At 64.1% G+C, this 11,477-nt stretch carries 12 protein-coding genes; 2 read left to right on the forward strand and 10 right to left on the reverse strand.

From position 1 onward, the window contains the following. Nucleotides 1-48: 48 nt before the first annotated feature. Both trxA and IVB40_RS35010 read left to right on the forward strand, forming a co-directional pair. Nucleotides 49-369 carry a thioredoxin gene (trxA, locus tag IVB40_RS35005; protein WP_007598398.1) on the forward strand — a complete coding sequence of 107 codons (321 nt, stop codon included), beginning with the start codon at nucleotides 49-51 and terminating at the stop codon, nucleotides 367-369. 142 nt (nucleotides 370-511) lie between these two features. Continuing rightward, on the forward strand, nucleotides 512-1,525 hold the full coding sequence (locus tag IVB40_RS35010) for an ATP-dependent DNA ligase (protein WP_247819632.1): 1,014 nt from the start codon (nucleotides 512-514) through the stop codon (nucleotides 1,523-1,525). A gap of 24 nt (nucleotides 1,526-1,549) precedes the next feature. On the opposite strand, the gene IVB40_RS35015 is transcribed toward IVB40_RS35010, so the two are convergent. The 10 genes from IVB40_RS35015 to rpsA form a co-directional block, all read right to left on the reverse strand. Beyond that, nucleotides 1,550-2,290, reverse strand: coding sequence for a metallophosphoesterase family protein (locus IVB40_RS35015; protein ID WP_247817715.1), 741 nt, complete (start codon nucleotides 2,288-2,290; stop codon nucleotides 1,550-1,552). A 31-nt stretch (nucleotides 2,291-2,321) separates the two neighbouring features. Next, entirely contained in the window at nucleotides 2,322-3,665 is a 1,344-nt protein-coding gene (locus tag IVB40_RS35020) for a folylpolyglutamate synthase/dihydrofolate synthase family protein (RefSeq protein ID WP_247817716.1), read from the reverse strand. Then, entirely contained in the window at nucleotides 3,662-4,603 is a 942-nt protein-coding gene (accD, locus tag IVB40_RS35025; protein WP_247817717.1) for an acetyl-CoA carboxylase, carboxyltransferase subunit beta, read from the reverse strand. Before accD ends, IVB40_RS35020 begins: the two co-directional genes overlap by 4 nt. Nucleotides 4,604-4,740: 137 nt before the next feature. Beyond that, nucleotides 4,741-5,577 (reverse strand): tryptophan synthase subunit alpha, encoded by an 837-nt coding sequence (gene trpA, locus IVB40_RS35030; RefSeq protein WP_247817718.1) that lies wholly within the window; start codon nucleotides 5,575-5,577, stop codon nucleotides 4,741-4,743. Further along, on the reverse strand, nucleotides 5,574-6,791 hold the full coding sequence (gene trpB / locus IVB40_RS35035; protein ID WP_247817719.1) for a tryptophan synthase subunit beta: 1,218 nt from the start codon (nucleotides 6,789-6,791) through the stop codon (nucleotides 5,574-5,576). The genes trpA and trpB overlap by 4 nt, the downstream gene beginning before the upstream one ends. Next, the gene (locus IVB40_RS35040) at nucleotides 6,788-7,459 is read right to left on the reverse strand and encodes a phosphoribosylanthranilate isomerase (RefSeq protein WP_027566164.1); all 672 of its coding nucleotides are present in this window, start codon (nucleotides 7,457-7,459) and stop codon (nucleotides 6,788-6,790) included. Before IVB40_RS35040 ends, trpB begins: the two co-directional genes overlap by 4 nt. 81 nt (nucleotides 7,460-7,540) lie before the next feature. Further along, nucleotides 7,541-7,933, reverse strand: a complete 393-nt coding sequence (locus tag IVB40_RS35045) for a lipopolysaccharide assembly protein LapA domain-containing protein (RefSeq protein WP_247285093.1) — start codon at nucleotides 7,931-7,933, stop codon at nucleotides 7,541-7,543. A 71-nt stretch (nucleotides 7,934-8,004) separates the two neighbouring features. Beyond that, complete coding sequence (locus tag IVB40_RS35050) at nucleotides 8,005-8,310, reverse strand: integration host factor subunit beta (protein ID WP_007598410.1); 306 nt, start codon at nucleotides 8,308-8,310, stop codon at nucleotides 8,005-8,007. A gap of 172 nt (nucleotides 8,311-8,482) precedes the next feature. Then, on the reverse strand, nucleotides 8,483-9,463 hold the full coding sequence (gene sppA / locus IVB40_RS35055) for a signal peptide peptidase SppA (protein WP_247405051.1): 981 nt from the start codon (nucleotides 9,461-9,463) through the stop codon (nucleotides 8,483-8,485). Nucleotides 9,464-9,744: 281 nt separating this feature from the next. Further along, on the reverse strand, nucleotides 9,745-11,451 hold the full coding sequence (rpsA, locus tag IVB40_RS35060; protein WP_027566167.1) for a 30S ribosomal protein S1: 1,707 nt from the start codon (nucleotides 11,449-11,451) through the stop codon (nucleotides 9,745-9,747). Between the last annotated feature and the right edge of the window lie 26 nt (nucleotides 11,452-11,477).

The raw sequence follows: 11,477 nt of genomic DNA on the forward strand, positions 1-11,477 counted from the left end.
TCGGGCGCGATTCCCGTCGCGCCCTTCTCTCAGGTACGAGGTACTCCCATGGCCGTTGGTAAGGTTTCTGACACCGATTTCGAAGCCGAAGTGCTCAAGGCAAACGGCCCCGTTGTCGTCGATTTCTGGGCCGAATGGTGCGGCCCCTGCCGCATGATCGCACCCGCGCTCGACGAGATCGCCGGCGCGATGGGCGACAAGGTCAAGATCGTGAAGCTCAACGTCGACGAGAGCCCGAAGACGGCGTCGAAATACGGCGTGATGTCGATTCCGACCCTGATGATCTTCAAGGGCGGCGAGATGGCCTCCCGCCAGGTCGGCGCGGCGCCGAAGGCAAAGCTGCAGCAGTGGATCACCTCCGCGGTCTGATCCGCGCCTGCACGAAATTATTTTTGGAAACGGCCGGCGAAAGCCGGCCGTTTTGCGTTGATGGGACAGTTCCAGCGTAAGACGAGTCCTGCCTGTGCCTTCCCCTGCAAGACGCGCGCGAAAATCGACATCTCTCGTGGCGATGGAGGCGCGCTCGGTCGATGCGATCCCGCGCGGCAAGGAGTGGCAATACGAGCCGAAATGGGATGGCTTCCGCTGCCTGCTGTCGCGCAACGGCGGCAGCATTGACCTGCGCTCGAAATCCGGCGAAGACCTCGCGCGCTATTTCCCCGAGATCGTCGCCGCAGCGCTGAAGCTGAAGGCGGATCGCTTCACGCTCGACGGCGAGATCGTCGTGCCGCATGGCAAGGGGTTTTCCTTCGACGCGCTGCTGCAACGCATTCACCCTGCGGCGAGCCGTGTGAAGAAGCTCTCGGAGGAAACGCCAGCGCTGTATCTCGGCTTCGATCTGCTTGCGACGACCAGGGAGAAACAGCTTGCCGAGCAGCCGCTGAGCGAACGACGGCCGGCGCTGGAAGCGTTTGCCAAAGCCAATCTGAAAGGCAGCATCTTCCGCCTCTCACCGGCGACGACGAGCTACGCCATTGCGAAAAAGTGGCTGGCGCAATCCGGTGGCGGCTCGGACGGCGTCATCGCCAAGCGCGTCGACCTGCCCTACCAGGCGGGAAATCGCGACGGCATGCAGAAGATCAAGAAATTCCGCAGCGCCGATTGCGTGGTCGGCGGCTTCCGCTATGCCACCAACAAGATCGCCGGCCGCAAGGTGGTCGGGTCGCTGCTGCTCGGACTCTATGACGACGGAGGTCTCCTGCACCAGGTCGGTTTCACCTCGGCAATCAAGGCGACGGAAAAGCCTGACCTGACCGATCGGTTAGAGGCGCTGATCGGCGAGCCGGGCTTCACCGGCAACGCGCCGGGCGGGCCGAGCCGCTGGTCCACCGAGCGGTCTGCGAAGTGGTGTCCGCTCAAGCCGAAGCTCGTGATCGAGGTCTGCTACGACCATTTCAGCGGCGACCGCTTTCGCCACGGTACCTCGATCCTGCGCTGGCGCCCCGACAAGGCCCCGCGGCAATGCAGCTTCGAGCAGCTGAAGCAGAAGGTGGTGGACCCGATAAAGCTGTTGAAACAGCTGTAGCCGGTAGCCCAGATGGAGCGACAACTATCCGAGCCATCCCGTCGCCAACGCGTTCGCCAACTCCGGCTGGCCGTTGCGGCGAGCGAGCGCGGCCATCATCTCGTGATCGTAGACGACATAGCGGAACGTGACCTGCCAGGCGCCATCGGTTAGCTCGAGAATCGCATAGCGCGCGTGGGGTGTGCCGGCCTCGACGACATGCGGGAAAGGATGCTTGTCACGAAAACCTGGGCCGCCGACGCTGCCAGGATTGACGATCAGCCTTCCGTCCCGAAGTCGTACGGCACGGGCGAGATGGGTGTGGGCGCACAGGATCAGCGATTGCGCGATACTTTGCGCAAACTCTTCGATGCGATCGAGCGGCGACAGCGCCACCGCGCCGTCGGGATGCACGGTATCGAGCCAATAGACTTCGTCATTGTCGGGCGTCGCATGACACATGAAAACTTGCTCGCGAAACACGCGCGTCATCGGCTGCGCGCGCAGCCAGTCGAGTTGCGCGGCATTGACCGCTGCATGGGCCGGACGATCCCACGAGCCCATCTTCTCCGGAGGACGGTCGAGCAGATAGCGGTCATGATTGCCGAGCACGTGCACGGCGTCGAGCTTCATCAGAATCTCGATCGTGCGGCGCGCATCGAGCGGGCCGCTCAGCATGTCGCCGAGATTGACGATGTCGGAGACGCCTTGCGCGCGGATGTCGGCGAGCACAGCTTCCAGCGCGAGGTAGTTTCCGTGGACGTCGGCAATCGCGGCAAAACGCATGGGTCTTCCTGTAGCCCGGATGGAACGAAGACTATACAGGAGGTGTGCCGTTGATGGCGAGCACGTGGCCGGCGAGATAGAGCGAGCCGGTGATCAGGATGCGCGGCGGCACTTCGTAGGCGAGCTTCGCCAAGGCGCGCAGTGCGGCCTCGACGCCGGGCGCGGGCTCGACGCGCATGCCGAGGCTGCGGGCGGCATCCGTGAGGCGGTCGACCGGCATGGCGTTGTCGGTGTCGGGAATCGGCACCGCGATGATGTGGCGGGTCAGACCGGCGAAATTGGCGAGAAAACTCTGCGCGTCCTTGTTGGCCATCATGCCGGCGATCACGACCAGCGGCCGCGACACCCGCTCTTCGAGATCGCCGAGTGCGGCCGCCGCGACGCGGCCGCCTTCCGCATTGTGGCCGCCGTCGAGCCAGATCTCCGATCCCTGCGGCCCCCAAGCGAGCAGCTCTCCAGACGCAATGCGCTGCATCCGCGCCGGCCATTCCGCACCGACAATCCCGGCCTCGAACGCCGCCTGGTTGACCTTGAAGGCGTTGGTGGCCCGCAACGTCGCGATGGCGAGGCCGGCATTGTCGAACTGGTGGCGCCCGAACAGGCGCGGCGCGGTGAGATCCATCAAGCCGCGCTCATCGGAATAAACCAGCCGCCCGTTTTCGACGTTGACGTGCCAGCTCTCGCCCGCGGCAAACAATGGGGCGCGCATGCGCTTGGCCTGCGCCTCGATCACGGCCATCGCCTCAGCCGACTGCTCCGCGCAAACCACAGGCACGCCGCGCTTGATGATCGCGGCCTTTTCGCCCGCGATCGACGTCAAGGTGTCGCCCAGAAAATCCATGTGGTCCATGCTGACAGGCGTGATCACGCAGGCTGCCGGCGCGTCGACGACGTTGGTGGAATCGAGCCGGCCACCAAGGCCGACCTCCAGCAGAACCACATCGGCGGGGTTCTGCGCGAACAGGTGAAACGCCGCCGCCGTCTTGAGCTCGAACACGGTGGCCGGCTCGCCGGCATTGACACGCTCGACCTGTTCCAGCGCCGCGCGCAATTCGTCGTCGCTGACCAGCACACCGCCACCGACGCGGCCGAGCCGGAAACATTCGTTGATGCGAACGAGATAGGGCGACGTGTAGGCGTGGACGCGCAGGCCGGCGGCCTCCAGCGTCGCGCGCAGATAAGCGAGCGTCGAGCCCTTGCCGTTGGTACCGGCGATGTGGATCACCGGCGGCAGCTTGCGCTCGGGATGACCGAGCCGGTCGAGCAGGCGGTGCATCCGCTCCAGCCCGAGATCGATGCGTTTCTGGTGCAGGGCCGACAGCCGCCCGATCAATGCGTCGAGCGGCGGCTTTGCGCGGTCGGAGGAAGCGTTCACGCGTGCGGCGCGGCCGGCGCCGTTTCGGGAGCCGATACGATCTGCGCCGGACTGACGACCGGCTGCACCGGCGTTGACGCGGTCTCAAGCGCCGGCGCCCTGGTCAACAGTCGGCAGAGCCGCGCCAGGGTCGGACGCAATTCGTGGCGGTGCACGACCATGTCGATCATGCCGTGCTCCTTGAGGTATTCGGCGCGCTGAAAACCCTCGGGGAGCTTTTCGCGAATGGTCTGCTCGATCACGCGCGCGCCGGCAAAACCGATCAGCGCGCCCGGTTCGGCGATCTGCACGTCGCCGAGCATCGCATAGGATGCGGTGACCCCGCCGGTGGTCGGATTGGTCAGCACGACGATGTAGGGCTGTTTTGCTTCACGCAGCATCTGCACCGCGACCGTGGTGCGCGGCATCTGCATCAGCGACAGGATGCCTTCCTGCATGCGCGCGCCACCACTGGCGGCGAACACGATGAAGGGCGACTTCTTCTCGACCGCGAGCTCGAGCCCGCGCACGATGGCTTCGCCCGCGGCCATGCCGAGCGAGCCGCCCATGAAGTCGAAATCCTGCACGGCGACGACGACGGCGGCACCTTCGAGCTTGCCGTAGCCGACCTTGATCGCGTCGTTCAGATTGGTCCGCGCGCGGGCATCCTTGATGCGATCGACGTACTTCTTCTCGTCACGGAACTTGAGCGGATCGGGCGTGACGTCAGGCAGCGCGACGTCGTACCAGGTCTCATTGTCGAAAACCGACTTCAGACGCGCCACCGCGTTCATGCGCATATGGTAGTTCGAGCCGGGAATGACGAACTGGTTGGCTTCGACGTCCTTGTAGAACACGAGCTGTCCGGAATCCGGGCACTTGATCCACAGATTCTCCGGCGTCTCCCGCCGCAGCATGTTGCGGATCTTCGGCCGGACCACATTGGTAAGCCAGTTCATGGTTTGCTCCGATGTGCGATCCCGCCTGGGGACCGCCTGAAGGGATATATGGCGGCCGGGACCCGGCCCGGCAAGCCGCCGTATCGTCCGCCTTGCTCGTCGGACTTGCTCGTCGGACTTGGCAGCGGAATTATGGCCTATTCCGCCGCCTGTTGCGCGCCTTTGACGCCCTGAGCCAGTGCCGCAGTCAGCTCGGCGACGGCGTTGACGGTTTTGCCAGTGGCGCGCCCGTCCGCACCGAGGCTGTTCTTGAGGGCATCGACCAGCGCGGTGCCGACCACGGCGCCATTCGCATGCGAGGCAATCGCGCGGGCGGTCTCCGGTGTACGGATGCCAAAGCCGACGCAGACCGGCAGTTTTGTGTGCCGCTTGATGCGGGCAACTGCCTCGCCGACGGCCGTGGAGTCCGCGGCCGCAGCGCCGGTGATGCCGGTGATCGAAACGTAGTAGACAAAGCCCGAGGTGTTGGCGAGCACCGCCGGCAGACGCTTGTCGTCGGTCGTCGGCGTTGCAAGCCGAATGAAATTGAGGCCGGCCTTCATCGCGGGCAGGCAGAGCTCGTCGTCCTCTTCCGGCGGCAGGTCGACGATGATGAGGCCGTCGATGCCGGCGCTCTTCGCATCACCTAAGAATTTGTCGACGCCATAGATGTAGATCGGGTTGTAGTAGCCCATCAGCACGATCGGCGTGGTGTTGTCGTCCTTGCGGAAGCCGCGCACGAGATCGAGCGTCTTCTTCAGCGTCATGCCGGCCTTGAGCGCGCGCAGGCCTGCCGCCTGGATCGACGGACCGTCGGCCATCGGGTCGGTGAAGGGCATGCCGAGCTCGATCACATCGGCGCCCGCTTTCGGCAGCGCCTTGATGATCTCGAGCGAGGTGGCCGGATCGGGATCGCCGGCCATCACGAAGGTGACGAAGGCCGCGCGGCCGGCTTTCTTCAGCTCGGCGAAACGGGTGTCGATACGCGTGGTCACTTGCTCTTGCCCCTCAGGATGTCGCCGACCTGCGGGACGTCCTTGTCGCCGCGGCCGGAGAGGTTGACGACCATCAGGTGATCTTTGGTCCGCTTCGGCGCGAGCTCCATCACCTTGGCGATGGCATGTGCCGGCTCGAGCGCGGGGATGATGCCTTCCAGCTTTGACAGCAACTGGAACGCTGCGAGGGCCTCGTCGTCGGTCGCGGACAGATAGTTCACGCGGCCGATCTCGTGCAGCCAGGAGTGCTCGGGGCCGATGCCGGGATAGTCGAGGCCGGCGGAGATCGAATGCGCGTCCTGGATCTGGCCGTCCGCATCCATCAGCAGATAAGTGCGGTTGCCGTGCAGCACGCCGGGACGGCCGCCCGCGATCGATGCCGCATGCAGTTGCGTCAGCCCGTGGCCCGCAGCTTCGACGCCGAAGATCTCGACGGTGGAATCGTCGAGGAACGGATGGAACAGGCCCATGGCGTTGGAGCCGCCGCCGATGCAGGCGACCAGCGAATCCGGCAGCCGGCCTTCAATCTCCTGCATCTGCAGTTTGGTCTCGTTGCCGATGATCGACTGGAAGTCGCGCACCAGCGTCGGATAGGGATGCGGACCCGCGACCGTCCCGATGCAGTAGAAGGTGTTGTGCACGTTGGTGACCCAGTCGCGCAGCGCCTCGTTCATGGCGTCCTTCAGCGTGCGCGTGCCCGACTGCACTGGAATGACCGTTGCGCCCAGCATCTCCATGCGGATGACGTTGGGCTGCTGCCGCTCGACGTCGACGGCGCCCATGTACACGATACATTCGAGGCCGAAGCGCGCGCACAGCGTCGCGGTGGCGACACCGTGCTGGCCGGCGCCGGTCTCGGCGATGATGCGCTTCTTGCCCATGCGTCGCGCCAGCATGATCTGGCCGAGCACGTTGTTCACCTTGTGCGAGCCGGTGTGGTTGAGTTCTTCGCGCTTGAGGTAGATTTTCGCGCCGCCGAGATGCTCGGTCAGACGCTCGGCGAAATAGAGCGGCGAGGGCCGGCCGACATAATTCTTGAGATAGCCGTTCATCTCGGTCTGGAAGGCCGGGTCGGCCTTGGCCTCGGTGTAGGCTTTCTCCAGATCGAGGATCAGCGGCATCAGGGTTTCGGCAACGAAGCGTCCGCCGAAAATGCCGAAATGGCCGCGCTCGTCGGGGCCGCTGCGATAGGAATTGGGTTTTACAACATTCATCGGACGCTCAACTCTTGACTTGCATCTTGGCTTGCGCGCGCGGCGCGAATGAAGGCCTTGATCATCTCGGGGTCTTTCACGCCCGGGGCGCTCTCGACACCGGAGGAGACGTCGACGCCACCGGCCCGGGTGACGCGAACGGCTTCGGCGACGTTGTCGGCGCTGAGGCCGCCCGAGACCATATACGGCACCGCGAGCTCCAGGTTTCCGAGCAGATGCCAATCAAACGGTGCACCGAGGCCGCCCGGCCGCGTTGCGTCCTTCGGTGCGCGCGCATCGAACAGGATGCGTTCGGCAACCTCTGCGTAACCGGGCAGCACGGCGAGATCGGCTGATGTTGCGACCGGCACGACCTTCATCACCGGACGACCGAACCGTTGCCTGATGTCGCGCAGCCGGGCAACGCTCTCCGTGCCATGAAGCTGGAACATGTCCGGCGACAGCGCGTCCATGATGTTGTCGAGCGTGGCATCGTCGGCATCGACGGTGAGCGCCACCTTGAGCGCGCGCCGCTTCACCTGCCGGCCGAGCTCCCGGCCGGCTTCCAGCGACAAATGTCGCGGCGACGGCGGGAAGAACACGAAACCCACCATGTCGGCACCCGCCTCGAGCGCCGTTTCGAGCGTCTCGGGCGTGGACAGGCCGCAGATTTTGACGAGCAAGGACATGTTCTCGACGGATATGGGCTCAAAGCAAATGGAGGCCGCAGGTCCGCGGCCGGAAAACGGGCTTTTCGGTTGCGGCCGCTTCTACAACGTCGCGCGCTGCTTGTCTCGCCCGACGGACCCGTAAAGCCCCACCCCGGAGGGAACGGGGAGGCGCTGGGACTCAGGCCTTGCTGCGGCAGACTGGGCCCGCAGATCGGCCAGCTCGCCTCGCGCGGCCCGCGCATCCGCGTCATGCCGGCGCGCAGCACGCCGCCAGTGCCGCTGGCCCAACCAGACGGCACAACCACCCGCGACCACCCCGAGCGCAGCCACCACGATCAGGAGCAGGAACAGCGGCAGCGTGACCGAGAATGACGGGTCGTTGGACACGAAGGGATCGAACGAGACCGTGACGAAATGCCGGTTGGCGACGGCAAAGACCATCAGGATCAGGCCCAGCGGAATCACGACCAGCGCGGTCAGGAATTTTCGCATCTCGGCTCGCTCGCCTTGAATCAAGGTTGCGGCCGCATCGCTGGCGACCGCGGGAAACCCTGAGGTGGACCTCAGTCTGGCGCGCCTGGATCCGGATGGTCGCGATTCAGCCGTTCGCGCATTTCCTTGCCGGTCTTGAAGAACGGAACGCTCTTCTGATCGACAGGCACATGGGCGCCGGTGCGCGGATTGCGCCCTGCGCGTGCAGGGCGATGCTTGACCGAGAAGGCACCGAAGCCGCGCAACTCGACGCGGTCACCGCGCGCGAGAGCCGCTACGATCTCTTCGAGAATCGCATTCACAATGTTCTCGACATCCCGCTGGTACAGATGCGGGTTGTGCTCGGCGATACGCTGAACAAGTTCGGATTTGATCATCGAGAGATAGGACCCGGGAGCGTGCGGACGACCATTTCCGTGAAAATACCGTGATCTGTCAAGACGCTAAATGAAGGTTGAGCGTCGTGAAAATACGTGACAAATGCCGAAAAAGCAGGCTGGCCCTGCACGCGCCGAACGGGAAAAACCTCTGGGGCTCGCCCGGTTCCGGTCAGTTCGACGCCGCCGGCTGCCACAAGGCGAGCATTCCATCCATTCCGAGCCGATCAACCGCCTGCACGACGCCGGTTTGCGCGATTTGATGCGCAATCGAGCCTAAACCCAGTGCTTCCAGCGTCACTGCGGCCGCCGTCTTGAGGAACGGCAGATCGCTGAAGCGCGGCTGCAGCTTGTAATCGCGCACGGAGAGCCCCTTCTTGACGCCCTTCTGCTCGACCAGCCAGGTCACCGCGGTCTTCTCGTCGCCGATCTGATCGATCAGCTTGAGATCGATGGCCTGGCGTCCGGTGAAGACACGGCCATCAACCACTTTCTCGAGCTGCGTGTCATCCATGCCACGCCGCTCCTTCACCAATCCCTTGAACCAGGCATAGGAATCCTTCACCAGCGCATCGAGCGCCGCCCGTGCCTCGGGGCTGGTCGGCTCGAAACCGTTGGGCGCGGCCTTCAGCGGCGTGGATTTTACCTCCTCCACCTTGACGCCGACGGTCTTCAACAGCTCCGAGACGTTGGGGAATTGGAACAGCACGCCGATCGAGCCGACCAGCGAGCTCTGCTGGGCGATGATGTGATCGCTCGCGATCGCGGTGATGTAGCCGCCGGAGGCGGCGAGGCCTTCGACGACCACGACGAGCGGCTTCTTTGCCTTCAGCCGTACCAGCGAATCATAGAGCTGCTCGGAGCCGGCGGTGGTGCCGCCCGGCGAATTGACGTGAACGATGACGGCGGCAGCCTGCGAATTCTCCAGCCGTTCTAGCGCCTGCGTGCGATCGGAATCACTGCGGATCAGGCCGTCGATCTGGACCCGCGCGATCGAGCCGGCGGACGCGAACGTGCCGCGCGCACCCGGCGTCGCGACCAGCGCGAAACCTGCGATCGCCGCGACCGCGATCAGCGCGGCCAATACGCGCCAGAACGTCAGCTTGCGGCGGATCCTGCGGCGATCGACGATGATGTCCGAATCGAGCGACATCTCAATATCTCCAAATGAAAGGCAAGGCGCGTTGTGCCGTCGCAGCGTCACCATTGGCTTATCTGGATACATCAATTGCGGCGCAATTAGAAGAAAACAAGGCCGGCTGCCGCGTAGCCCGATTGGAGGCGGTAGCCCGGAGGAGCGAATCGCAATGTAGGCGAATCCCGCCGGCCGCACGAATCCCGGATTTCGCTTCGCTCCATCCAGGCTACGGCCTCAACAACAAAAAAAGCCCCGGCTTGCGCCGGGGCTTTGATGCAGCGAAACCTGCGTTTCGCTTACTTGGTGTCGCGGTTCTTGAGCGCGGTGCCGAGGATGTCGCCGAGCGTCGCCCCCGAATCGGAGGAGCCGTACTGCGCGATGGCTTCCTTCTCTTCGGCGACTTCGAGCGCCTTGATCGACACCTGGACCTTGCGGGCCTTCTTGTCGAACTGGATCACGCGGGCATCGACCTTCTCGCCGACGGCGAAGCGTTCGGCGCGCTGATCGTTGCGGTCACGGGCGAGCTCCGAGCGCTTCACGAAAGTGGTGAAGTCGGTACCGGTGATCTTCACCTCGATGCCGCTCTCCTTCACTTCGATCACTTCGCAGGTCACGACGGCGCCCTTCTTGACATCGCCCGGCTCGGCGAAGGGGTCGCCTTCGAGCTGCTTGATGCCGAGCGAAATACGCTCCTTCTCGACGTCCACATCGAGCACCACGGCCTTCACCATGTCGCCCTTCTTGTAGTTGTCGATCACCTGCTCGCCCGGCTGTTTCCAGTCGAGGTCGGAGAGATGGACCATGCCGTCGACGTCGCCCTCGAGGCCCAGGAACAGACCGAACTCGGTCTTGTTCTTGACTTCGCCCTCGACCGTCGAACCGGTCGGGTGACCTTCGACGAAGACCTCCCACGGGTTGCGCATGGTCTGCTTGAGGCCGAGCGAGATGCGGCGCTTGACGGAATCCACTTCCAGCACCTGCACTTCGACTTCCTGCGAGGTCGAAACGATCTTGCCGGGGTGCATGTTCTTCTTGGTCCACGACATCTCGGAGACGTGGATCAGGCCTTCGATGCCCGGCTCGAGCTCGACGAACGCGCCGTAGTCGGTGATGTTGGTGACGCGACCGGTGAAGCGGGCACCCAGCGGGTACTTGGCTTCGATGCCCTGCCACGGATCGTCCAACAGCTGCTTCATGCCCAGCGAGATGCGGTGCGTCTCGTGGTTGATCTTGATGATCTTGACCTTCACGGTCTGGCCGATCGAGAGCACTTCGGTCGGATGGTTGACGCGGCGCCACGCGATATCGGTGACGTGCAGCAGACCGTCGATGCCGCCGAGATCAACGAACGCACCGTAATCGGTGATGTTCTTGACCACGCCGTCGATGACCTGACCCTCTTCGAGGTTCTGCACCAGCTCCTGACGCTGCTCGGCGCGAGTCTCTTCGAGAACCGTGCGGCGCGACACGACGATGTTGCCGCGGCGACGGTCCATCTTGAGGATCTGGAACGGCTGCGAGTTGTTCATCAGCGGCGCAACGTCGCGGATCGGACGGATGTCGACCTGCGAACGCGGCAGGAAGGCCACGGCACCGTCGAGGTCGACGGTGAAGCCGCCCTTGACCTGGTTGAAGATGACGCCGTTGACCTTCTCGTTGTTCTGGAAGGCCTTCTCGAGCTTGCCCCAGCTCTCTTCGCGGCGCGCCTTGTCGCGCGACAGCACGGCTTCGCCGAGGGCGTTCTCGATCCGATCGAGGAACACTTCAACCTCGTCGCCGACCTTGAGCTCGCTGTCGCGGCCGGGGCCGGAAAATTCGCGCAGGGCAACGCGGCCCTCGGTCTTCAGGCCGACGTCGATGACGGCCATGTCCTTTTCGATTGCAACAACCTTGCCCTTGATGACTGAGCTTTCCTGCAGGTTGCCGCCTGCGAAGGACTCGTCGAGCATCGCGGCGAAATCGTCGCGCGACGGGCTATAGGTATCAGCAGAAGTCGAAGCCATTTGTTCTCCAGTTGCGGATGTCATGC

The organism is Bradyrhizobium sp. 40 (assembly GCF_023100925.1).
Classification (GTDB): domain Bacteria; phylum Pseudomonadota; class Alphaproteobacteria; order Rhizobiales; family Xanthobacteraceae; genus Bradyrhizobium.